Source organism: Mesorhizobium sp. M0207, assembly GCF_040321995.1.
GTDB lineage: Bacteria > Pseudomonadota > Alphaproteobacteria > Rhizobiales > Rhizobiaceae > Mesorhizobium.
On record NZ_JAMYSQ010000012.1, the window covers coordinates 14905 to 37202 of the forward strand.

The 22298-nt window shown below is 62.7% G+C and carries 20 protein-coding genes; 10 read left to right on the forward strand and 10 right to left on the reverse strand.

From position 1 onward, the window contains the following. Positions 1 to 8: 8 nt before the first annotated feature. The 7 genes from NKJ15_RS17260 (at position 9) to NKJ15_RS17290 (ending at position 8127) form a co-directional block, all read left to right on the forward strand. Positions 9 to 1382, forward strand: a complete 1374-nt coding sequence (locus NKJ15_RS17260; protein WP_352471778.1) for a PleD family two-component system response regulator — start codon at positions 9 to 11, stop codon at positions 1380 to 1382. Positions 1383 to 1845: 463 nt separating this feature from the next. Continuing rightward, positions 1846 to 2562, forward strand: a complete 717-nt coding sequence (locus NKJ15_RS17265; RefSeq protein ID WP_352816389.1) for a FadR/GntR family transcriptional regulator — start codon at positions 1846 to 1848, stop codon at positions 2560 to 2562. 14 nt (positions 2563 to 2576) lie between these two features. After that, positions 2577 to 3764 carry a PLP-dependent transferase gene (locus tag NKJ15_RS17270; RefSeq protein ID WP_352816391.1) on the forward strand — a complete coding sequence of 396 codons (1188 nt, stop codon included), beginning with the start codon at positions 2577 to 2579 and terminating at the stop codon, positions 3762 to 3764. Between the two features lie 29 nt (positions 3765 to 3793). Further along, on the forward strand, positions 3794 to 5071 hold the full coding sequence (locus NKJ15_RS17275; protein WP_031212851.1) for an ABC transporter substrate-binding protein: 1278 nt from the start codon (positions 3794 to 3796) through the stop codon (positions 5069 to 5071). A 212-nt stretch (positions 5072 to 5283) separates the two neighbouring features. Then, positions 5284 to 6207 (forward strand): carbohydrate ABC transporter permease, encoded by a 924-nt coding sequence (locus NKJ15_RS17280; protein WP_352816393.1) that lies wholly within the window; start codon positions 5284 to 5286, stop codon positions 6205 to 6207. Continuing rightward, entirely contained in the window at positions 6207 to 7055 is an 849-nt protein-coding gene (locus NKJ15_RS17285; RefSeq protein WP_352540641.1) for a carbohydrate ABC transporter permease, read from the forward strand. Before NKJ15_RS17280 ends, NKJ15_RS17285 begins: the two co-directional genes overlap by 1 nt. 4 nt (positions 7056 to 7059) lie before the next feature. Next, positions 7060 to 8127, forward strand: coding sequence for an ABC transporter ATP-binding protein (locus NKJ15_RS17290; protein ID WP_352540640.1), 1068 nt, complete (start codon positions 7060 to 7062; stop codon positions 8125 to 8127). A gap of 68 nt (positions 8128 to 8195) precedes the next feature. On the opposite strand, the gene rpmG is transcribed toward NKJ15_RS17290, so the two are convergent. The 9 genes from rpmG to NKJ15_RS17335 all read right to left on the reverse strand — a co-directional run bounded on the left by rpmG (position 8196) and on the right by NKJ15_RS17335 (position 17878). Next, positions 8196 to 8363, reverse strand: coding sequence for a 50S ribosomal protein L33 (rpmG, locus tag NKJ15_RS17295; RefSeq protein WP_006201775.1), 168 nt, complete (start codon positions 8361 to 8363; stop codon positions 8196 to 8198). A gap of 318 nt (positions 8364 to 8681) precedes the next feature. Beyond that, positions 8682 to 9050, reverse strand: a complete 369-nt coding sequence (locus NKJ15_RS17300; RefSeq protein ID WP_352471772.1) for a YybH family protein — start codon at positions 9048 to 9050, stop codon at positions 8682 to 8684. A gap of 51 nt (positions 9051 to 9101) precedes the next feature. Then, positions 9102 to 9563: a YqfO family protein gene (locus NKJ15_RS17305; RefSeq protein WP_352471771.1), complete on the reverse strand. Its 462-nt coding sequence runs from the start codon at positions 9561 to 9563 to the stop codon at positions 9102 to 9104. Positions 9564 to 9673: 110 nt separating this feature from the next. Then, the gene (locus NKJ15_RS17310) at positions 9674 to 10849 is read right to left on the reverse strand and encodes an MFS transporter (protein ID WP_352502459.1); all 1176 of its coding nucleotides are present in this window, start codon (positions 10847 to 10849) and stop codon (positions 9674 to 9676) included. Positions 10850 to 10865: 16 nt separating this feature from the next. After that, on the reverse strand, positions 10866 to 11600 hold the full coding sequence (locus tag NKJ15_RS17315) for an NUDIX hydrolase (RefSeq protein WP_352540637.1): 735 nt from the start codon (positions 11598 to 11600) through the stop codon (positions 10866 to 10868). A gap of 72 nt (positions 11601 to 11672) precedes the next feature. Beyond that, complete coding sequence (locus NKJ15_RS17320; RefSeq protein WP_023679976.1) at positions 11673 to 12125, reverse strand: DUF983 domain-containing protein; 453 nt, start codon at positions 12123 to 12125, stop codon at positions 11673 to 11675. Next, the gene (gene rnr, locus NKJ15_RS17325) at positions 12125 to 14431 is read right to left on the reverse strand and encodes a ribonuclease R (RefSeq protein ID WP_502906922.1); all 2307 of its coding nucleotides are present in this window, start codon (positions 14429 to 14431) and stop codon (positions 12125 to 12127) included. The genes NKJ15_RS17320 and rnr overlap by 1 nt, the downstream gene beginning before the upstream one ends. Positions 14432 to 14437: 6 nt before the next feature. Then, complete coding sequence (gene topA, locus NKJ15_RS17330; protein ID WP_352471768.1) at positions 14438 to 17053, reverse strand: type I DNA topoisomerase; 2616 nt, start codon at positions 17051 to 17053, stop codon at positions 14438 to 14440. 447 nt (positions 17054 to 17500) lie between these two features. After that, a complete protein-coding gene (locus NKJ15_RS17335; protein ID WP_352471767.1) occupies positions 17501 to 17878 on the reverse strand; it encodes a COG4315 family predicted lipoprotein in 378 nt (125 codons plus the stop codon). A gap of 187 nt (positions 17879 to 18065) precedes the next feature. Between NKJ15_RS17335 and NKJ15_RS17340 the strand changes: the two genes are divergently transcribed. Further along, the gene (locus NKJ15_RS17340) at positions 18066 to 18812 is read left to right on the forward strand and encodes a cytochrome c biogenesis CcdA family protein (RefSeq protein WP_352471765.1); all 747 of its coding nucleotides are present in this window, start codon (positions 18066 to 18068) and stop codon (positions 18810 to 18812) included. Between the two features lie 24 nt (positions 18813 to 18836). Here NKJ15_RS17340 and NKJ15_RS17345 read toward each other — a convergent pair whose 3' ends face one another. Then, positions 18837 to 19730 carry an SDR family oxidoreductase gene (locus tag NKJ15_RS17345; protein ID WP_352816400.1) on the reverse strand — a complete coding sequence of 298 codons (894 nt, stop codon included), beginning with the start codon at positions 19728 to 19730 and terminating at the stop codon, positions 18837 to 18839. 128 nt (positions 19731 to 19858) lie between these two features. On the opposite strand from NKJ15_RS17345, the gene NKJ15_RS17350 reads away from it, so the two are divergent. Continuing rightward, positions 19859 to 20806 carry an AraC family transcriptional regulator gene (locus tag NKJ15_RS17350; protein ID WP_352816403.1) on the forward strand — a complete coding sequence of 316 codons (948 nt, stop codon included), beginning with the start codon at positions 19859 to 19861 and terminating at the stop codon, positions 20804 to 20806. A 130-nt stretch (positions 20807 to 20936) separates the two neighbouring features. Then, a complete protein-coding gene (gene glmU / locus NKJ15_RS17355; RefSeq protein ID WP_352816406.1) occupies positions 20937 to 22298 on the forward strand; it encodes a bifunctional UDP-N-acetylglucosamine diphosphorylase/glucosamine-1-phosphate N-acetyltransferase GlmU in 1362 nt (453 codons plus the stop codon).

Below are 22298 nucleotides of genomic sequence, written 5' to 3' on the forward strand. Positions count from 1 at the left end.
TTTGTGAAATGACCGCGCGGATCCTCGTCGTCGACGACATCCCAGCCAATGTCAGGCTGCTGGAGGTTCGGCTGCTCGCCGAATATTTCGAGGTTCTGACCGCCACCAACGGGCCGGACGCGATCGAGATCTGCGAGAACGGCAAGGTCGACGTCGTGCTGCTCGACGTGATGATGCCCGATATGGACGGGTTTGAGGTCTGCCGGCGGCTGAAGGGCGACCCGGCGACATCGCACATCCCTGTCGTGATGATCACCGCGCTCGACCAAGTTTCGGACCGGGTGCGCGGCCTCGAGGCCGGCGCCGACGATTTTTTGACCAAGCCGGTCAACGATCTGCAGCTGATGACGCGCGTCAAGAGCCTGGTCAGGCTGAAATCGCTGACCGACGAGCTGCGGCTGCGCGCCTCGACGACACGCAATATCGGCATCGAGGAGCTTTTGAGCCGCAACTTCGCTGCCGACGACGCGGTGCCGAAGGTGCTGCTGGTCGACGAGCGCAAATCCTCGTTCGATCGCGTCCAGAAGATGCTGCGCGGCAGTGCCGATCTCGACGTCGCCAACGATCCGCATGCAGGCTTCTTCCAGGCCGCCGAGCAGCCGTATGAATGCGTGATGATCTCGACGGCCTTCGCCGATTTCGACCCGCTGAGGCTCTGCTCGCAATTGCGCTCGCTCGATCGCACCCGTTTCCTGCCGATCATCCTTCTGGCGGACGAGGGCGAGGAGGGGCGTATCATCCGCGGCCTCGAACTCGGCATCAATGATTATCTGATGCGGCCGATCGACCAGCAGGAGCTGACCGCGCGGCTGCGTACGCAGGTGCGCCGCAAGCGCTACAACGACCAGCTTCGCGCCAGCGTCACCCAGACCATCGAGATGGCGGTGACCGATGCCCTGACCGGCCTGCACAACCGGCGCTATCTCGACAGCCATTTGCAGACGCTGTTCGACCGCGCCGTGGCACGGCGCCGGCCGCTGTCGGTGATGATCACCGATCTGGACCGCTTCAAGAGCATCAACGACGCGCATGGCCATGACGGCGGCGACGACGTGCTGCGCGAATTCGCGCGGCGGCTGCGCAAGAATGTGCGCGGCATCGACCTGGCCTGCCGCTTCGGCGGCGAGGAGTTCGTCGTGGTGATGCCGGACACCGACGGCGCGGTGGCCGAAAAGGTCGCCGAGCGCATTCGCGCCGAAATCGCCCAACTGCCGTTTCCCGTCGGCGCCGAAGGCAAAGCCGTCGAAGTCACCGTCAGCGTCGGCGTTTCGTCGGTGCTGAAAGGGGTGGACACGGTCTCCGCGCTAATGAAACGCGCCGACCTTGCGCTCTACGAAGCCAAGAGCGGCGGCCGCAATCGCGTCGTCGCCAAGGCGGCTTAGCACCGAACACCAATTGCCGGGTCAACGCGACAAGGTTACGAATTTACCTTAATCCAAGCGATTTGCGAGGCTTGGTTAAGAAACGGTTGATTTCCATAAGTTGTTGCGCAAATGTGCAGCCCTTAGACGTAACCGGCACGAGGCTAGATCGCCGGTTCGACCCGAAGAATACCCCATGATGCTCAGGTCCGCCGCATCTCCTGGGTCCGTGGGGTCGGCCGGCCGGCGCTGGCACATAGTGGCCTCCTCGTACCGCTGCCAAACGCCGGCCGGCCCCCAATTTTCAAAACACATCAGGATTCTACGCCAAGACCCGGAAAATGTTTGGTTTTTGTTGCGGCAGCGACAGCGCCCTTTGAAATAGCCGGCTTGGGCAGGGCGTATGCGGCCGCAGTCGATTGACAGGCCCTGTCTTCTATGCAGAAATTGGTTGGACCATTGAGCCATTTGGTGACCCGTTGGCATGACCGAATTCGGCCTTTCCCCCATACAGGCAACTGCTCGTGACGACGCGGTGCTCAAGGCGCTGGCCGGCTTTGTGATGCGGGAAGCTCTCGGGCCCGGCCAGAGACTGCCGACCGAACGAATCCTTGCCGAGCGCCTCAAGGTGAGCCGCAACACCGTGCGCGAGGCGTTGACGCGGTGGGAAGGGCTCGGCCTGGTCGAACGGCGCCAAGGCAGCGGCACCTATCTCAAGGGAGTGGTCTCGCTGGACATGCTGCACATGCCGCTGACGCTGGCCGGCGGCAATGATTTCACCAGCCTGATGCAGACGCTGGAAATCCGCCGGGCACTGGAAGCGGAAGCCGCCGCCCTGTGCGCCGTCCGCGCGGGCCAGGCAGATCTCGTCGAGATCGGGCGCAAGCTCGACATTATGGAGCAGGCCTTCCACACCCGCGCCGGGATGTCGGCGGAGGAGGACTGGGAATTCCACCAGTCGATCTACCGCAGTTCCGGCAATCCGCTGTTCGAGCAGATCATCGCCGCCATGCACGAACTGTTCCATCGTTTCTGGGAGCATCCGCTCGGCGTTCGTGATTTCGGCCACGCCAGCTTTCCTTACCACCGCACCATCTACGAACGCATTGCCGCGCACGATCCGGAGGGGGCTCGGGCCGAGGCGCTCAAGCTGATCGCCACCGTCGAGGACGATCTGAAGCGCGGCGCGGCCAAACTCTAACTTTCAGGCCAGAAATGAGCGATCATCCCGCCGGTTTCGAAAACGACTATCTCGCCGAGGCAGCGACGCTTCTCGCCCATGACGAGCCTTTCCCCGGCGGCGCGGTGGTCCCGCCGATCTACCAGACTTCGCTCTTCACCTTCGCCAACTATTCCGAGATGGCCGACACATTCGCCGGCAGGCGACATCAGCCGATCTATTCGCGCGGCGACAACCCGACGGTCATGGAGTTCGAGGCGCGTGTCGCCGCTCTCGAAGGCGCGGAGGCCGCACGCGGCTTTTCCAGCGGCATGGCGGCGATCAGCGCCACGGTGCTTGCTTTCGTCGGTGCCGGTGAGCGCATGGTTGTCGTGCGCAATTGCTACGGCGATGCCTACCGGCTGTTCGAACGGCTTTTGCCACGGCTCAACATCAGGGTCGACTACGTCGACGGTTCCGATCCGGACGCGGTCGCGGCAGCACTTCCCGGCGCCAAGCTGCTCTACCTGGAAAGCCCGACGTCGATGATGTTCGAGCTCCAGGACATAACCCAGCTCGCGCGGCTGGCCAAAGAGCAGGGCATCATCACCTCGATCGACAATTCCTGGGCTACGCCGGTGTTCCAGAAGCCGATTTCGCACGGTGTCGACCTGGTGTTGCATTCGGCCTCGAAATATCTCGGCGGCCACAGCGACACCGTCGCCGGTGTGGTGGCCGGTTCGGCCGCCCATATCCGACATATCAACGAGCAGACCTATTCCTATCTCGGCGGCAAACTTTCGCCTTTCGAGGCCTGGCTGTTGCTGCGTGGCCTGCGCACATTGCCGCTGCGGTTGCCGCACCATATGAAGAGCGGGCTGACCATCGCCGAACGGCTGAAAGCGCATGACCATGTCGAGCGGGTCAACCACCCGGCCTATTCCAACCATCCAGGCAAGGCGACGCTTGCCGGCTATGCCGGGCTGTTCTCGTTCGAAGTGACGGAAGACGTCGACATCCCGGCTTTCGTCGATGCGCTGAAACTCTTTCGCATCGGCGTCAGCTGGGGCGGCCATGAGAGCCTGGTCGTTCCGGCAAAGGCCTCGCTCGAGCAGACGCCGGGCCTGAATTCGATGGCGCGCTTCGGCGTCAGCCCACGAACCATCCGCTTCAGTGTCGGATTGGAAAGTGTCGAAGACCTGTGGGCGGATGTTGCCCGGGCCTTCGACAGAGCAAAAAGATAAAGGAGCCGTTCAAAATGGGAGTGCTGAACATGAAAAAACTGAGCATCCTTCTTGGTGCCGTCGCGGGTCTGGCGATTTCCGCCGGCAGCGTGCTGGCCGATTCCACGGTCAAGATGGTCGAGGTCATCACCAGTCCGCCGCGTACCGAATTCCTCAAGAAGCAGATCGCCGAATTCGAGGCGGCCAATCCGGGTGTCAAGGTCGAGCTGGTATCGCTGCCCTGGGGCCAGGCGTTCGAGAAGTTCCTCACCATGGTGCAGGCCGGCGACACGCCCGACATCGTCGAGATGCCGGAGCGCTGGATGGGCCTCTATGCGACCAACGGCCAGCTCGAGGATCTCGGGCCATACATGGCCAAATGGGACGATGCCAAAACGCTTGGCGAGCGTGCCAAGCAGTTCGGCTCGACGGTCGATAACAAGCAGTACATGATCCCTTACGGCTATTACCTGAACGCGCTGTTCTGGAACAAGAAGCTGTTCAAGGAGGCCGGTCTGGACGGTCCGCCGGCGACGCTCGATGAATTCGTCGAGGACTCCAAAAAAATCTCGGCGATACCGGGCAAATATGGCTACTGCCTGCGCGGCGGCCCGGGCGCCTTCAACGGCATGCATATGTTCATGAACATCGCCGCTGGCAAGGGCGGCTATTTCAACGAGGACGGCACCTCGACCATCAACGAGGAAGGCTCGGTCAAAGGCCTGCAGATGCTCGCCGACATGTACAAGAACGGCCTGGCGCCGAAAGATGCGGTGAGCTGGGGTTTCAACGAGACCGTCACCGGCTTCTATTCCGGCACTTGCGCCATGCTGAACCAGGATCCCGACGCGCTGCTCGGCATCGCCGACAAGATGAGCGCCGACGACTTCGCCGTGGCGCCGATGCCGGTCGGGCCGAGCGGCAAATCCTATCCGACGCTCGGTTATGCCGGCTGGGCGATGTTCGCCAATTCCCAGCACAAGGACGATGCCTGGAAGCTGATGGCGACGCTGTTGTCGCCCAAGGACAATCTGGAATGGGCAAAGGAAGTCGGCGTCATTCCAATCCACAACGGCGCCGACCAGGACGCTCACTTCAGGACCGAGCAGTTCAAGGGCTGGTTCGAGGAACTGAACAACGGCGACAAATACGAGATGGTGACGCCGCCGACTCACCTGGAAAACCTTGGCAATTTCGTAGACCAGGTGGCGATCAAGAATTTTCAGGAAGTGCTACTTGGTCAGAAGGCGGCCAAGGACGTGGCCGACGAATGGGCCAAGTTCCTGACCAAGGAACAGCAGGACTGGCTGGCCAAGAACAAGAAATAGCTTTTCTTCCTTCTCCCGTTCACGGGGAGAAGGTGTCACGAAGTGACGGATGAGGGCGGCGCCAACCCGTCGTGGCTCGTGTTGCCTCTCATCTGCCTGCCCGTCCTCCGCAGCAGCTGCGCTGCAGCTGCGGAGGGTGGACCGGCATCTCCCCGTAAACGGGGAAGGCGCTGTCGCCAGCCCGTGCTTACCCAGGAGACGATCCAGTACCAATGACCTATGCCGTGTCCGAAATCCGATCCGCCGGCAGGCCGCGAAAGAAGCGGCTATCCCATGCCGTGATCGAGCCTTGGCTCTATCTCAGCCCGGCGATCGCGCTGCTGGTCGTCGTGCTCCTGGTGCCGCTGGTTATCGGTGTCGGCTACTCGTTCCGCAAATTCTCCGCTTTCAAATCCGAATATGTCGGGCTTGGGCAGTATCAGGCGATGCTGTCGGATCCTGTGCTCGGGCAGGCGCTCGTCAACACGCTATGGTGGACGGCAGCCAGCCTGTTCTTCCAATTTTTCCTTGGACTTGGCCTGGCGCTGCTGCTCGATACGCCGTTCCGGGGCAGAAAGATCGTGCAGGCCGTGGTGTTCCTGCCTTGGGCGGTACCGTCCTTCCTCTCGGGCCTGACCTGGGCCTGGCTGTTCAACCCGATCATCGGGCCGCTGCCGCATTGGCTCTACGCCTTGGGGCTGAAAGCCGAGCCAACCAACGTGCTCTCCGATCCCTCGACAGCCATGTGGGGGCCGATCGTCGCCAATGTCTGGTTCGGCATTCCCTTTTTTGCCATCACCCTTTTGGCGGCGTTGAAGTCGATCCCGTCAGAACTGCATGAGGCGGCGGCGATCGACGGCGCCTCGCCGTGGCAGCGCTTCACCAAGGTGACGCTGCCGTTCCTGGCGCCGACCATCGTCATTACCGTCATGCTGCGCACGATATGGATCGCCACATTCGCCGACCTGATCTTCGTCATGACCGAAGGCGGGCCTGCCGGTTCGACCGCCACAGTGCCGGTCTATATCTATGTCAGCGCGTTCAAGTCGCTGGACAAAGGCTATGCCTCCGCAGTGGCGGTCCTGCTGCTTGTGCTGCTCATCGTCTATGCGATTGCGCTTATCGGCATCCGCCGTTCGCTGGTGAGGCACGTCTGATGATTGCCGGACGCTCCGCTTCCTCGCGCGTCCTCGGCGGTATCGGCCTTTACGGCGGCATCGGTGCCTATATGGCCTTCGCGTTGTTCCCGATCTTCTGGACGTTGAAGATCTCGGTTACGCCGGAGCGGCTGCTCTATTCCGAAGGCATCACTTTCTGGCCGTCGCAAGCGACGCTGCAGAACTTCGTCACCGTGCTCGAAGCCACCGATTTTCCACGCTATTTCCTGAACAGCGTTATCGTTTCGGTGTCGACGGCAGCCTTCGTAACGGTCATTGCCACGCTGGCCGGCTACGCCATGTCGCGATTTTCCTTCCGCGGCAAGGCGACCCTGGCCATCCTGCTTTTGCTCACCCAGACTTTTCCGCTGGTGATGGTCATTCCGCCGATCTACCGCATCATGGGACAGATCGGCCTCATCAACAGCCTAACCGGCCTCGTCATCATCTACACCGCATTCAATACGGCCTTTGCGACCTTCCTGATGCAATCTTTCTTCGACGGCATCCCGCGAGACCTGGAAGAGGCAGCCATGATCGACGGCTGCACGCGCCTGCAGGCGATGCGCAAGGTGATCGTGCCGCTGACGCTGCCCGGCATGGGCGCGACGCTCGGCTTCGTCTTTACCGCCGCCTGGAGCGAGTTGCTGTTTGCGCTGATGCTGATTTCCAGCGACGACCAGAAGACCTTCGCGGTCGGCCTGCTCACCTATATCGGCAAATTCGCGGTCGACTGGGGACAGATGATGGCGGCTTCCATCCTGGCGCTGATCCCGGTCTGCGTCTTCTTTGCCTTCCTGCAACGCTACCTCGTCACCGGCCTTACCGCCGGCGCTGTCAAGGGATAGATCGATGGCCTCCGTTACACTCGACAAAGTCCGCAAAGACTATGGAGCGGTGCGCGTTCTGCACGCAGTCGATCTCGAAATCGCCGACGGCGAGTTCGTCGTTCTGGTCGGCCCGTCCGGCTGCGGGAAGTCGACACTGCTGCGTATGATCGCCGGGCTGGAGGAGGTCTCCGACGGCGAAATCCATATTGGTGAGCGCCTGGTCAACGATATGGCGCCAAAGGACCGCGACATTGCCATGGTATTCCAGTCCTACGCGCTCTATCCGCACATGGACGTGTCGAAGAACATGGGCTTCAGCCTGATGCTGAGGAAGGCCGGGAAGCCGGTGATCGATGCAAGGGTGGACGGGGCCGCCAAGCGGCTCGGGCTCGATGCGCTTCTGCAGCGCCTGCCTCGGCAATTGTCCGGCGGCCAGCGTCAGCGCGTCGCCATGGGCCGTGCCATCGTACGCGACCCGAAGGTCTTTCTCTTCGACGAGCCGCTTTCGAACCTCGATGCCAAGCTGCGCGTTCACATGCGTGCCGAGATCAAGGCGCTGCACCAGCAATTGAAGACCACTTCAGTCTATGTCACCCACGACCAGACCGAAGCGATGACAATGGCCGACCGCATTGTCGTCATGCATGACGGCCTCGTCCAGCAGGTCGGTGTGCCGCTCGATCTGTACGACCGGCCGGTCAACATGTTCGTCGCCGGGTTCATCGGCTCGCCCGGCATGAATTTTCTGTCTGCCGTGGTTGAAAAGGGCGCCAAGCCGGATGCCATCCTGGCCGACGGCCAGAAGCTGAGGCTGCCGGACGGCCTGCCGCTCAGGGATGGCGATGCGATCACCGTCGGCTTGCGGCCCGAGCATATCCGGCTCGCCGACAATGGCGCGCTGAAGGGCGAGGTGGGCGTCGTGGAGCCGCTCGGCCTGTCCACCCAGTTCTATGCCAGGCTTGCCGGCCAGCAGGTCTGCGTGTTTGCCATGGGCCGGGCCAGCGTGAAGCCGGGTGAGGCCGTGCGCCTGTCGGCTGATCCGGCATCGCTCCATCTGTTCGATCCGGCAAGCGGCGATCGCATCGGCTAGCCCTGTATCCCCGAAATGAAAAACGCCGCCCGGAAGGCGGCGTTTCGGTACTGCGAGAGAAAACCCGATTACTTGATCTTGGTTTCCTTGAATTCGACGTGCTTCTTGGCGACCGGGTCGTATTTGCGGAACGACAGCTTGTCCGTCTTGGTGCGGCTGTTTTTGCTGGTCACGTAGAAGAAACCGGTGTCGGCGGTCGACAGAAGCTTGATTTTGATGTTTGCGGCTTTGGCCATGATGTTCGTCCGTTGAATGTTCGTGGAGTTTTGGCCGCTGGAGCACGGGAAACACCCGGACGCGGGAAACTTGCCGCGACACATAAAGAACGCGCCCGGAAAGTCAACCCTTGTCCAGGTTCTGTGTCGTAAGCAGATGAGTTGTCCGGATTAGGTAGCACATGAGTTGTCCGGGTTTATGCCAGCCGATGGAGGCTGGGGACGAAGCGGACATTGAGTGCTACCAAAACCCGACAAGTTGATTGGGTGCCGACAGCCGCGGGAGGCTCCTGTGTGCCTCCGGCCGTCCTCTGGGTGGCGTCTCAGTTTGAATGCTGGCTATGAATATCGAGCGATGGACGGCTGATCGATCACCCAAAGCCAGTTCCCGTCACCTTGCCGGCGAGCGATTTCCGCAGTAACGGTGCCGTCGGCAAGGCGCGTGGAAGTGAGCGCCAAATCCCTGTTGATGATAGCCGGACGCTGATCTCCGAGATCAAACTTTCGTCCCGCTGCCACCAACTTGGCGTAAAATCGGCGGATGGCATCTCTGCCGCAGGCCAACTGTCCGTTGCCGGTATCGAGGATGGCACCGGGTTCGTAAAGAGCAGCCATTCCTTCCGCGTCTCCCGCTTGCTCGCGAGAAACCAATAGCCGCGCCAGGTCCTGGGGATCGCTTGCCGGTTTGCGGTTTGCTTCATCATTCATCGGCAGGCTTCCTGACAGCCAGATTCAAACCGAGATACGACCAGGTTCCGGTCACTCCGCCGCGACGGTTTCCGGTTGTAACGCCTTCTTCCAGTCTCCCGTCGTGTTCCACCAGCGGTTCGGGTTGGTGCGGTCGTCGAGACCCTTGGAGCGGCTGGCAAGCAGTGGCTGAATGCGGATCACCGGTTCCTGATAGCTGTGAACCTGATAAATCGCCTCGACGACGCGTGCGGCGAGCTTCTGGTCATCAGGCAGTTCGAACGACACCTCGACAGTCCCCGACCGCCTGCGCAATTCCGTCTCGGCGCCGGCGGCGGCACCTTCAAGCGGCCGGTAACGTTCGATGCCGTCCGCCGACTGAAAGGCATTGCTGTCATATTTGCCCATTTCGAGCGGCGCGATCGCGACCACCGCCTCCATGATGCGGTCGACATCGGCTGCCGGTGCCTGAAAGGTCACCAGCAGCAGCAATTCCATCCGCAGCGATTTCGTTTCAAAGCCACTATCGATCATCCGAGGTCTCCCTGCTTATGCACTTTGGGGGAGCATATACTCGAGCCCTCCTGACATGGTTGTGTCAGGAGTTGGTCAGCAGTGGGAGCGATGTCGGCAGCTGGGCCGACTCAGAGGATTTTGCGGAGCAGCCTGGTGCCGACCAGCACGATATAGCAGGCGAAGAACAGGCCGAGCGCCCAACCGAAGCCCGACGGACCGAAAGCGTCCATGCCGATGCCGATCGCCTGCGGGCCAAGCACCATGCCGACGCCGTAGCAGAGCACGAAGGCGGCGTTGGCGGAGGCCAATTCGTGGCCGGAAAGCTGCGAGCCGAGATGCGCCAGGCCGATTGTGTACATGGCAGCGACCACACCGCCCCAGACGAACAGAAGCGCTGCCATCAAATGCCAGTTCTGCGCGAAGTACGGCATGAAGACCGTACCGGCAAGCCCGACGGTGGCACAGGCCATCAGCAGATAGCGACGGTCGCTTACGCGGTCGCTGATCATGCCGATCGGGATCTGCAACAGCACGTTGCCAAGCCCGATCATGGTGAGCAAAAGGGCGGCGTCCGCCTCTGAGTAGCCGATGCGGCTACCGTAGACCGGGAACAGTGCAAAGCCGCCGGTCTCGACCGCGCCGAACACCAGCACGGCGGCGGTCGCCGTCGGCACCAGCCAGATGTAACGCAGGAAATTGCTGGTTTCGCCGTCCGAGACGATCGTCGGGCTCTCGTTGCGTGCCGCCAGGACCGGTATGGCAGCGAGCGTAACCAAGGCGATGGTAACGCCGAAGGGCAGGAAGCCACTGCTGCCGAGATGGGCGAACAGCCAAGGCCCGGCGGCAAAGCCGAGAGACAGCACGGTGGCATAGATGCCGAGGACCAGTCCGCGCCGGTGTGGCGGCGCCGAGGTGCTGATCCAGAATTCCGACAGGATGAACAGCACCGTCAGCGCGATATGCAGCAGCACGCGCAGCGGAAACCACATCCAGAAAGCTGGCGCGAAATGGAAACCGACAAAGGCCAGCGCCCCGGCGGCGATCATGGCAAGCATCGTCCAGGCGACCCCGAACCGCATGGCAAGCGGGGTGGCGAGCGGCGCGCCGGCGATAGAGGCGAGGCCGGCGACCGCGGTGTTGAGACCGATCATCGACGCGGAATGGCCACGCGTTTCCAGGATCACGCTGAGCAGCGGCATGCCAAGGCCGATGGCAATGCCGACGACGCTGATCGACGAGATCGCCGCGACCATCGGCAGCCAGTGTACGCGTTCCTTGCCCTGCGGCTGGGTATCGACTGTCATGGAATGCCTGGCTGCTCTAGAGAATTTCGCGGACGAAGCGATTGCGGACAAGCCGGTAGAACGGCACGGGACTGCCGGGGCTCAGCAGCGGATCCCAGGCGAGCCGCGTTTCCAGTTCCTCCAGGACGGTGCGCGTGATGTCTGGAATATCGGCTTGCCTGGCCTTGGCCAGCGGCAGCCAAACGACGTCCTCCAACTCGTTGGTCGGACCGCCACCCGGCCGTTCAACGGCGACATCGTCGCGCCATGCGGCGAGAAAGCGCGTATCGAAGCGGCGCACCCGGTTGGGCGGGGTGATGGCGCGTGCGACGAAGCGCAGCGCTTGCAGTGATGGGATGACGCCGTGTTCGACAAAGCCCTGCCAGTCGCGCCTGGCGGTTGCGAACACGCCTTTTTGACCGATCAGCAGGCCGGCCTCCTCATAGGTTTCGCGGATTGCCGACAAGGCAATGGCGCGGGCGCGAGCCGGGCTGGTGCGACCGATGCCAGCGGTCAATCTCGCTTCTTCCTCGGGATGAAGTGCGGTGGCTGTCGAGATGCGGCTGTCGGCCGGATCGGTGCGGCCGCCGGGAAACACGAATTTTCCCGGCATGAAGGCATGACCGGCGTGGCGGCGGCCCATCAGCACCAGGAATTCGTCGCCTTTGCGGTCAAGCAGGATCAGCGTCGCGGCGTCGCGCGGGCGTATAGGCTTGGCCTCGAGCGCGATCCGCTCAACCTTGTCGACTTCCGCCTTGGTCATAACGTCCATGCGGTCGACCTAGCGGAATCTTCTCCGATGCGAAAGTGGCGTCCAGCCATGCCGATTGCGCCAGCCTCGGTTTCAAGCCTCGGGATGCGACTCGATCAGATCTTCTTCACCGCCAAAACCGTGCATATAAAACGCCCATTGCAGGCCGATGACAGCGCCCTTGACCGGCTGCAGCAGGACGACGGCCAGAATGATGGTCAATGGCACCCAGATGGCGATGTGCTGCCAGGTAGACAGCGTCGAGGTCGCCTCGACACCCATGAAGGCCCCGAGCACGATGTGGCCGACAATGACGACCACGAGATAGGCCGGCAGGTCGTCGGCGCGATGGTGGTGGAGCTCCTCGCCGCAATGATCGCATTTGTCGACGGTCTTGACGAAGGCGCGAAACAGCTTGCCCTCGCCGCAATGCGGGCAGCGGCCGAGCATGCCGCGCTTCATTGCTGTCCATAGCGGCCGGGCGGTCCGGCCCGAGTGATGTTCGCCACCGAAAATCCGTTCTTCCACCTGCAGTTCTGTTGGCATTACCGTCTCCTGCCGCGCGAGCCTGGACGCGATTGCGACGCCCGGGCGCGGCCTTTGGCCTTGTGGAACGACCGTTTGGAGCCGGGCAGCGGCTTGGGCTCGGTCAGCATCTCGAAACGCATCGCGCCGGCCATCGGCGCCACCTCGATCAGGCGAACCTCGACGCGATCAGCAAGCTGATAGCCCTTGCCGGTGCGTTCTCCGAAAAGCGATCGAGCAGTTTCGTCGTATATATAGTAGTCGCCGCCCAGGGTTGAAACCGGAATGAAGCCATCCGCGCCGTACTGCGGCAATTGGACAAACAGGCCCGATTTGGTGACGCCCGAGATGCGGGCGTCGAAACGGTCGTCGATGCGCTCGGCGAGAAAGGCGGCGATCAGCCGGTCGACCGTGTCGCGCTCGGCGGCCATCGCGCGCCGCTCGGTCGCCGAAATCAGCGCCGAGACCTCTTCCAGCCGCTCCGCCTCGTCCTGCGTCAGGCCCCCCGGACCAAGGCCGAGTGCGGCAATCAGCCCACGATGCACGATCAGGTCGGCATAGCGACGGATCGGCGAGGTGAAATGCGCGTAGCGCTTCAGGTTGAGGCCGAAATGGCCGATATTGGCGGGCGAATATTCGGCCTGGCTCTGCGAGCGCAGCACCACTTCGTTGACCAGCCCCTCATTATCGGCGCCGCGCACGCGAGCGAGGATGCCGTTGAACTGGTTCGGCAGCATTTGCGCGCCGCGCGCCAGCGACAGGCCGAGCGTCTGCAGGAATTCACGCAGCGATTCCTGCTTGGCGAGCGAGGGCGCATCGTGGATGCGGTAGACCAGCGCCTGGCGCTTCGCCTCGAGTGTCTCGGCGGCGGCGACATTGGCCTGGATCATGAACTCTTCGATCAGTTTGTGCGCGTCGAGCCGCTCCGGCACGACGACCTTGTCGACGGTGCCGTCCTGCTTGAGCAGGATCTTGCGCTCGGGCAGATCGAGTTCGAGCGGCTGGCGGGTGTCGCGGCCGCGCTTCAGGATCGCGTAGGCGTCCCATAGCGGCTTCAGCACCGTATCGAGGATCGGGCCAGTCGTGTCGTCCGGTGCGCCGTCGATCGCCGCTTGCGCCTGCTGATAGGCGAGTTTCGCCGCCGACTTCATCATGACGCGATGGAAGGAATGTCTGAGTTTGTGGCCATCGGCCGAGAAAGTCATACGCACCGCTATCGCCGGACGATCCTGGCCCTCGCGCAGTGAACAGAGGTCGTTCGAGATGCGCTCCGGCAGCATCGGTACGACTCGGTCGGGAAAATAGACCGAATTGCCGCGCTTCAGCGCTTCGCGATCGAGCGCCGTGCCATAGCGCACGTATGCAGCGACATCGGCAATGGCGACGGTGACAATCACGCCGCCGGCGTTCTTCTCGTCGGTGTCAGGCATGGCGAACACCGCGTCGTCATGATCCTTGGCATCGGCCGGATCGATGGTGAGCAGCGGCAGCTCGCGCCAATCCTCGCGGCCGGCAAGCGTCGCCGGCTTGACCGCCTCCGCCTGGGCGATGACGTCGGCTGGGAAAATATGCGGAATGTCGTGTGCGTGGATGGCGATCATCGAGACCGCCTTTTCGCTGGTCAGCGACCCCAACACCGCCAGAACCTTGGCTCGCGGCAGCCCGTAGCGCGAGGCCCGCGCCGGCTCGACCTCGACCAGGTCGCCGTTCTTGGCGCCGTTCTGGAATTCCTTGTCGACGACCAGCTCCGGCTGACGCCTTTCCACCGGTTCGATGCGGAACGTGCCGTCCTTCAGCACACGGAAAACGCCGAGAACCGCATCGGTGCGCTTCTCGAATATCTTCATCACCCGGCCCGTATAGGCCGGGCCTGCCGGATCGTCGGTCGGAAAGGTCTTGGCCAGCACGCGGTCGCCGATGCCCGGCGTCGGGCCGTTGCCGCCGCGCGACACGCGGATCGCTATGACCGGAGGTTCGCCATTGCCAATCACTTCGGTCGGGTGCGCCAGCAGCACACCGTCGGCGTCACGGCCGAAGATGTCGAGCACCGCGACGTGGGGCAGGGCGCCGACACGGGCAAGCCGCTTGCGCTCCTTGGTCAGCAGGCCTTCATCCTGCAGGTCGCGCAAGACGTCCTTCAGCCAGATACGGTCTTCGCCGCGCAGCGCAAACGCCTTGGCGATGTCGCGTTTTCCGGCGCGGTCCGGATTTTCGGCGATGTAACGCAGTATCTCGTCGCGTGAAGGCCGGTAATTGTCCCTGACCTTGGCACGGGTATCGGCGGTGCGCAGATCGCCGTGGCTTCTTCCGGAGACTTTGCGCGCCAACCCGTCCTATCCCTTTTTCCTGGCGGCCGGTTTTTTGGCCGCAGCCGGTTTCTTCGCAGGCGCGGCCGCTTTGCGGAAGGGCTTCCTGGCACCGTTGCCGCCCTTGGCTTCCTTTTCCGCAATGAGCGCCACCGCATCCTCGATCGTCACCGATTGCGGATCCTTGCCCTTCGGCAGCGTCGCATTGACCTTGCCGAAATTCACATAAGGCCCGTATTTGCCGTCGCGCACGACTATTTTGCCGCCGCCGGCAGGATGCTCGCCTAGTTCCTTGAGCGCAGCGGCTGTGCCGCCATTGCGGCCGCCTTTGCCCTTCAATTGCTTCTCGGCGATCACCGAGACGGCGCGATTGAGGCCGATCGAGAACACGTCCTCGATGCTGTCGAGATTGGCGTAGGTGCCGTCATGCAGCACGAACGGCCCGTAGCGCCCCAGCCCGGCCGAAATCATCTTGCCGGATTCCGGATGCTTGCCGACGTCGCGCGGCAGCGACAACAAGGCGAGCGCCTTTTCGTGATCGATCGAATCGACCGTCCAGCCCTTGGGCAGGCTGGAGCGCTTGGCATCCTTGCCGTCGCCGCGCTGGATATAGGGGCCGAACCGGCCATTGCGCAGCGTGATCTCCTCGGCGGTATAGGGGTCCTTGCCGAGCACTTTGGTGCCGTCTTCACCACCGCCGTTCTCGCCATTGGGATTGGCGGCGTCGCCGAGCTGGCGGGTGAAGGAGCATTCGGGATAGTTCGAACAGCCGACGAAGGCGCCGAACTTGCCGAGCTTCAGCGACAGGTTGCCGGTACCGCATTTCGGACAGATGCGCGGGTTCGAACCGTCTTCCCGCGCGGGAAAGACCAGCGGCGCCAGCTCCTCGTTCAATGCATCGAGGACGTCGGTGACGCGCAACTCCTTGATGTCGGCGACGGCGCCGGAAAAATCCTTCCAGAAATCGCGCAGCACGTCCTTCCATGCGAGCTTGCCGTCGGAAATCTCATCGAGCTTTTCCTCCAGCGAAGCGGTGAAGTCGTACTCGACATAACGCTCGAAGAAGCTTTCGAGGAAGGCCGACAATAGCCGGCCCTTGGCCTGCGGCACCAGCTTGCGCTTGTCGATGGTGACATAGTCACGATCCTCGAGCGTCTTCAGGATCGCCGTATAAGTCGACGGCCGGCCGATGCCCAACTCTTCCAGCTTCTTGATCAGCGAAGCTTCCGAATAACGCGGCGGCGGTTCGGTGGTGTGCTGGGTGGCGTTGATCGCCTCGCGTGTGAGCTGCTCGCCGGCACGGATCTCGGGCAGGCGGCGGCTTTCCTCGTCTTCCGAATCTTCTTCCTTCTGCTCGATGTAAGCGGCAAGGAAGCCGTCGAAGCGAACAACCGAGCCTACAGCACGAAGCTCGGCGGTGCGCGGGCCGTTGATGGCCTCGACCTCGACCGTGGTGCGCTCTATCTCGGCCGGCTGCATCTGGCTGGCGATGGCGCGTTTCCAGATCATCTCGTAAAGCCGCGCCTGGTCAGCGTCGAGATACTGCCTGACGGAAGCCGGCGTGCGCATGAAATCGGTCGGACGGATCGCTTCGTGCGCCTCCTGGGCATTCTTGGCCTTGGCGGAATAGTAGCGCGGCTTTTCAGGCAGGTATTTAGGGCCGAATTCCTTGGCAATCGCATCGCGCGCGGCAGAGATCGCCTCCGGCGCCATCTGCACGCCGTCGGTTCGCATGTAGGTGATCAGGCCGGTGGTCTCACCGCCGATCTCCATGCCCTCATAGAGCCGCTGAGCCACCTGCATGGTGCGGTTGGCCGAAAAGCCGAGGCCCGATGAGGCTGCCTGCTGCAGCGTCGAGGTGGTGAAGGGCGGCCCGGGATTGCGCTTGGTCGGCTTGGCTTCGACCGACGCCGCCTTGAAGCTGGCGCCTTCGAGCATCGCTTTGATGTCGTCGGCCTGCGCCTTGTTGGAAATGTCGAGCTTTTGCAGCTTCTTGCGCTCGAAGGCGGTCAGCCGCGCCTCGAAATTATCCTTGCGCGGCGTACCGAGAATGGCGGCGACCTGCCAGTATTCCTCGCGGATGAAGCGCTCGATCTCGGATTCGCGGTCGCAGACCAGACGCAGCGCCACCGACTGGACGCGGCCGGCGGAGCGGGCGCCGGGCAGCTTGCGCCACAGCACGGGCGACAGCGTGAAGCCGACCAGATAGTCGAGCGCACGGCGAGCGAGATAGGCATCGACCAGCGGCGCGTCGATCTGGCGCGGATTGGCCATCGCCTCCAGCACGGACGCCTTGGTGATGGCGTTGAAGACGACGCGGCTGACCGGCTTGTCCTTCAACGCGCGCTTTTGCTTCAGCACTTCCAGGACATGCCAGGAGATCGCTTCGCCCTCGCGGTCCGGATCGGTGGCGAGGATCAGCCCGTCGGCGTCCTTGACCGCCTTGGCGATATCGGCGAGACGCTTTCCAGACGCGGTGTCGACGGCCCAGGACATGGCAAAGTCCTCATCCGGACGCACCGAGCCATCCTTGGCCGGCAGATCGCGGACATGGCCGAACGAGGCCAGAACCTTGTAGTTCTTGCCGAGGTACTTGTTGATTGTCTTCGCCTTGGCCGGCGATTCGACGACGACGACGTCCATACGGTCTCATATCAGTTGTGATGCGGCAGAAGAATTCCGCTGCGCGCGACGAAATCTCGTTCAATGTGTCGCTCACATGGCCGCGCTTTTGCATCCGGTCAAGGCCAAGCAGTCAAAATGCGGCCCTGTACCGAATGCGCAACCCAACGGCGCGCCATGCGATTTCCGCAATCCTGGACAAGGGAAATGAGCAGCCTATCGCTGGACAAACCCGGCAATTGATCCTGGAGAACGGGACAAACTCTCCCGCGGATATAAGAGAAACATCGAGCACGCGCCAGCCCTGCTTGAACAGATGCGGTAAAGCGCGCAATCGCTTGCCCGGCATTTTGCTCGGACAGTCGCAAGGAAGTACCGTGCTGAAAAGCTGGCCGCCGGGGCGGTTGGGTCGAGTTCCCAGCGACCAGCCGTGTTACCGCCTGTTACGGCCGATCAGAAGCTCAAGGCCTAGTCGGCCTTGGCGATATGCCAGACGCCGCCGACACCCTCGCCGGTCACGTCGCCGGCCTTCTTGTCCTTGATGAACGTGTAGAGCGGCTTACCTTCGTAGGCCCACATCCTGGTGCCGTCGGTGCGGTCGACGATCGTCCACTCGCCCTCGGCCTTGGCGTTGGCGTCAGCCTTCAGCGGCGGCCAATTGGCGGCGCATTTGTCGTAGCAGTTCGACTTGCCCGCCTCGTCCTTGTCGTATGTGTAGAGCGTCATGCCGCTGGCGTCGGTGTAGATCTTGGTGCCGCCGACCTCCGCTTCCTTCCACGCCTCGGCAGCGAAGGATGCGGCAGTGCCGAGCAAAAGCGCGGCCATGCCAATTGCGATCGTTTTCATGGACTTCTCCCTGGATCATTCGAAAAGCGCGCGGAACAACGCAGTTTCGTTTGACCAACGCTGCCTGGCCGCCCTTTCTTCCCGGGCGGGCGTCGACTTGCTACCCAATGTGATGGGGCCACGCGATGGTGATTGGCGGACGGCTGTTGTCGCGGCTATATGGCTGCGCAGTCATCGGGAGACGGAAATGGCATTGGACGTCGGCTATGTCAGTGCGATCGGGGCGGGAGCAATTTCCTTCCTGTCCCCCTGCGTGCTGCCGCTGGTGCCGCCTTACCTGTGCTATATGGCCGGCGTGTCGGTCGACGATTTCCGCGGCGAGGCCGGCATTACGGCAAAGGCCGGCGCGCGAGGCGCGCTGATTAATTCCTCAATCGCCTTCGTGCTCGGCTTCTCGACCGTCTTCGTCGCGCTCGGCGCCGGCGCCTCGACCATCGGCCATTTGCTGCGAGTCTGGCAGGAGCCGCTGGCAATGGCGGCAGGCGTGCTGATCATCCTGATGGGGCTGAATTTCCTCGGCGTACTGCGCATCCCTTTGCTTTCACGCGAGGCGCGCTTCCAGTCACAAGGCAAGCCGGCCAGCCTGATCGCCGCTTACGTCATGGGCCTGGCCTTCGCCTTTGGCTGGACGCCCTGTATCGGCCCGGTGCTGGGGCCGATCCTGACGCTTGCCGGCGGCCGCGAGACGGTGGGCGAGGGCGCGCTGCTGCTCGCCGCCTATTCGCTCGGCCTCGGTATTCCCTTCCTCGTTGCGGCGCTGTTTTCAGGCGCCTTCATGCGCTTTCTCGGGAAATTCCGCGTCCATCTCGGCCGCGTCGAAAAGGCCATCGGCGCGTTGCTGGTGGTCGCCGGCGTGTTTTTCCTGACCGGCGGCGTGCAGGCGGTGTCCTATTGGTTGCTCGAGAATTTTCCGGTGCTGGGGCAATTGGGATAGGTTTGCCGCCCGACATGGGTCTGTTCAGCCTTCGAAATAGCCCGGCTGGTCGATATCAGCGATCAGCCCGGGTCCGCTCGGCTGCCACCCCAGCAGCGCCTGGGTCCGTTCGCTCGAGGTCGGGACATCCATCGCCGCGAACATAGCGAACCAGCCAAAATGATCGGCGGCTTCTTCCGCGGACTTGGCGACGACCGGCACGTTCAGGCGCCGGCCGATCACGCCGGCGACGTCCTTGAACGGAACGCCTTCTTCGGCGATCGCGTGATATCGCCCGCCACCGGCTCCATGCTCGAGCGCAAGCCGGTAGACGCGGGCGGCATCGAACCGATGCACGGCAGGCCAGCGATTGAGCCCTTCGCCGATATAGGCCGACACGCCCTTCTCGCGAGCGAGGTCGATGAGAATAGGAACGAAGGCATGGTCGCCTTGGCCATGGACCGACGGAGGAAGGCGCACAACCGACGCGCGCACGCCGCGTGCCGCCAGCGCGGCGGCTGTCGCTTCGGAGGCGCGGGGATACGAAGCGGAAGATGGGACAGGCGCATCTTCCTCGGTCGCGATACGGCCCCGCGCCTGGAGCGCGGTCCCGGAGGTAACGAGCAGGGGCCGCTCGGAGCCTTCGAGTGCACCGCCCAAGGCCTCGATGGCGCGCCGGTCCATCTCGCAGTTTTGCGCGAACTTCGAGAAGTCGTGGTTGAAGCCGGTATGGATCACTCCATCAGCTGCCGCTGCGCCCCTGCTGAGGCTTTCGAGGTCTTCGAGGTCACCTCGATGCACCTCGGCTCCGGTGGCTGCAAGCGACTTGGCCGACGCCGCCGAGCGGGCGAGGCCGAGCACCTGATGGCCGGCGCCGATGAGTTCTTGAACGACGGCAGAACCGACGAATCCGGTCGCTCCGGTAACGAAAACACGCATCACGACTTCTCCTGTCCGTTTCTGGCCACGACCATTTTCGCGGCTCAGTTGTGTCGTGATAGGCGCTTGAGAAAATACGATCTATGCGGTAAAGTCCGTATTATCTTCGCAATCGTCCGGAATGACCTGTGGATCCCCTTTCAGATGTGCTGTCGCTGCTGAAGCCGCGAAACTATATGTCGGCCGGTTTCGATGCTGGTGGTGAATGGTCGATCCAGTTCCCCGACCAGCAGCAAAGCATCAAGACCGGAGCGGTAGTCTCCGGCCGGTGCTGGCTGTCTGTGGAGGGCGTTGCTGACGCAGTGCGCCTTGAGACGGGAGACAGCTTCCTGCTGCCGAGTGGACGGCCTTTCCGCCTTGCAAGCGACATGAGCTTGACGCCTGTTGAAGCCGTCAAGATTTTTCCGCCTGCGCGAGCCGGCGGTGTCGTGACCCACAATGGCGGTGGTGATTTCTTTCTGGTCAGCAGCCGCTTCGCGCTTGGCGGCAATCATGCCGGCATGCTGTTGCGGATGCTGCCAGCCATTGTGCATATCCGCAAAGAGTCGGACCAGTCGGCGCTGCGCTGGTCTGTGGAGCGGATGATGCAGGAGCTGCGCGAGCCGCAGCCGGGCGGCTTTCTGATGATCCAGCACCTCGCCCACATGATGCTGGTTCAGGCGCTGCGGCTGCATCTTTCGGAAGGATTGAAAGGTGGCATCGGCTGGCTCTTTGCCCTCGCGGACAAACAGATCGGCGCGGCGATCAGCGCCATGCATGACGATCCGGCGCATGGCTGGACGCTACAGGAACTGGCGGAACGGGCCGGCATGTCGCGATCGACCTTTGCGCTCAGATTCAAGGAGACGGTTGGCGCGTCGCCGATGGACTATTTGACGCGCTGGCGAATGCTGCTGGCTGGCGACCGGCTGACGAATTCCAGCGATCCCGTCGCCGTCATAGCGCTTTCGCTCGGCTACGAATCCGAAAGCGCCTTCAGCACAGCCTTCAAGCGGGTCATGTACTGCTCGCCACGGCAATACGGCCGTGGCCGAGCCCCCAGCTTCGCATCACGCAACGAGGCGGAAGCCGCCTGAGCCGATCGGCTTGAGCGTGTCGCGGGTTGGAGGTTCCACCGTCTCACCGGAATTTAACCGCATTGGTGCAGCATGGCGCCGGTGCTACTAACGCTTCGATTCCAGACCCCTTTCAACGGTTGCTGTCCCCATGAGCCAGAGATCCTGCCTGTCCGTCATCCTCGCCGCCGGTGAAGGCACGCGCATGAAGAGTGCAGTGCCGAAAGTGCTGCACACAATCGCGGGCCTGCCGATGGTTGCCCATGTCGTCAAGGCTGCCGAAGCCGCCGGCAGCGGCGAATTGGCGCTGGTGATCGGCCATGGCGCCGATGAGATGCGCAAGGCTGCACTCAAGTTTGCGCCGAAGGCCGAGGCTTTCGTTCAGGAAAAACGTCTCGGCACCGCGCACGCCGTGCTTGCCGCGCGTGCAGCAATATCAAAAGGTTATGACGATATCTTGGTGATGTTTGGCGACACGCCGTTGATCGATCCGGAAGCGCTCGCGGCGGCGAGGCTGAAGCTGGCGGAAGGTGCGGCCGTCGTCGTGGTCGGCTTCCGTACGGAAAATCCTTCGGGCTACGGCCGGCTTATCGAAAAGGCCGGCAAGCTCGTGGCCATCCGCGAGGAGAAGGACTGCTCGGACGAGGAGAAAAAGATCACCTTCTGCAATGGCGGGCTGATGGCGGTCGCCGGCAGGCACGCGCTGAAGCTGCTCGATCAAGTCGGCAGCAAGAACGCCAAGGGCGAGTATTATCTCACCGACATCGTCGAGATCGCCGCTGCCCAGGGACTTGATGTCGTCGCCACCGAAGCCAGTTTCGAGAACGCGCTCGGCATCAACAACCGTGCCGAGCTTGCCCAGGCGGAAGGTATCTGGCAGCAGCGCCGGCGGCGCGAGGCGATGCTTTCTGGCGTTACGCTGATCGCGCCCGAAACTGTGTTCTTCTCGCACGACACCGAGATCGGCGCCGATACGATCGTCGAACCCAATGTCTGGTTCGGGCCGGACGTGAAAATCGCGACGGGGGTCAAGATCCATGCCTTCAGCCATATCGAAGGCGCCACCATCGCGTCGAATTGCGATGTCGGGCCGTTCGCGCGGCTGCGGCCCGGGGCCGATCTGAGAACCAAGGCCAAGGTCGGCAATTTCTGCGAGGTCAAGCAGGCGATCGTCGAGGAGGGCGCGAAGGTCAACCATCTGACCTATATCGGCGATGCCCGCATCGGTGCCGGCGCCAATATCGGCGCCGGCACCATCACCTGCAATTATGACGGCTATTCGAAATTCTTCACCGATATCGGCGAGGGCGCCTTCATAGGCTCAAACTCCTCGCTGGTGGCGCCGGTGTCGATCGGCAAGGGCGGCTACATCGCCTCGGGCAGCGTCATTACCGAAAGCGTACCCGACGATGCGCTGGCTTTCGGCCGCGCCCGCCAGCGGACTCTACCCGGCAAGGGCAAGGAGTTGCGAGAGCGTTTTTCTCAGGCCGCGGCGGCCCGCAAAAAAGGGTAG

Bases quoted from the DNA above. Each gene is read 5' to 3' on its own strand.
- NKJ15_RS17260 (WP_352471778.1), top strand. From the start codon at position 9: ATGACCGCGCGGATCCTCGTCGTCGACGACATCCCAGCCAATGTCAGG.
- NKJ15_RS17265 (WP_352816389.1), top strand. From the start codon at position 1,846: ATGACCGAATTCGGCCTTTCCCCCATACAGGCAACTGCTCGTGACGAC.
- NKJ15_RS17270 (WP_352816391.1), top strand. From the start codon at position 2,577: ATGAGCGATCATCCCGCCGGTTTCGAAAACGACTATCTCGCCGAGGCA.
- NKJ15_RS17275 (WP_031212851.1), top strand. From the start codon at position 3,794: ATGAAAAAACTGAGCATCCTTCTTGGTGCCGTCGCGGGTCTGGCGATT.
- NKJ15_RS17280 (WP_352816393.1), top strand. From the start codon at position 5,284: ATGACCTATGCCGTGTCCGAAATCCGATCCGCCGGCAGGCCGCGAAAG.
- NKJ15_RS17285 (WP_352540641.1), top strand. From the start codon at position 6,207: ATGATTGCCGGACGCTCCGCTTCCTCGCGCGTCCTCGGCGGTATCGGC.
- NKJ15_RS17290 (WP_352540640.1), top strand. From the start codon at position 7,060: ATGGCCTCCGTTACACTCGACAAAGTCCGCAAAGACTATGGAGCGGTG.
- rpmG (WP_006201775.1), bottom strand. From the start codon at position 8,363: ATGGCCAAAGCCGCAAACATCAAAATCAAGCTTCTGTCGACCGCCGAC.
- NKJ15_RS17300 (WP_352471772.1), bottom strand. From the start codon at position 9,050: ATGAATGATGAAGCAAACCGCAAACCGGCAAGCGATCCCCAGGACCTG.
- NKJ15_RS17305 (WP_352471771.1), bottom strand. From the start codon at position 9,563: ATGATCGATAGTGGCTTTGAAACGAAATCGCTGCGGATGGAATTGCTG.
- NKJ15_RS17310 (WP_352502459.1), bottom strand. From the start codon at position 10,849: ATGACAGTCGATACCCAGCCGCAGGGCAAGGAACGCGTACACTGGCTG.
- NKJ15_RS17315 (WP_352540637.1), bottom strand. From the start codon at position 11,600: ATGGACGTTATGACCAAGGCGGAAGTCGACAAGGTTGAGCGGATCGCG.
- NKJ15_RS17320 (WP_023679976.1), bottom strand. From the start codon at position 12,125: ATGCCAACAGAACTGCAGGTGGAAGAACGGATTTTCGGTGGCGAACAT.
- topA (WP_352471768.1), bottom strand. From the start codon at position 17,053: ATGGACGTCGTCGTCGTCGAATCGCCGGCCAAGGCGAAGACAATCAAC.
- NKJ15_RS17335 (WP_352471767.1), bottom strand. From the start codon at position 17,878: ATGAAAACGATCGCAATTGGCATGGCCGCGCTTTTGCTCGGCACTGCC.
- NKJ15_RS17340 (WP_352471765.1), top strand. From the start codon at position 18,066: ATGGCATTGGACGTCGGCTATGTCAGTGCGATCGGGGCGGGAGCAATT.
- NKJ15_RS17345 (WP_352816400.1), bottom strand. From the start codon at position 19,730: ATGCGTGTTTTCGTTACCGGAGCGACCGGATTCGTCGGTTCTGCCGTC.
- glmU (WP_352816406.1), top strand. From the start codon at position 20,937: ATGAGCCAGAGATCCTGCCTGTCCGTCATCCTCGCCGCCGGTGAAGGC.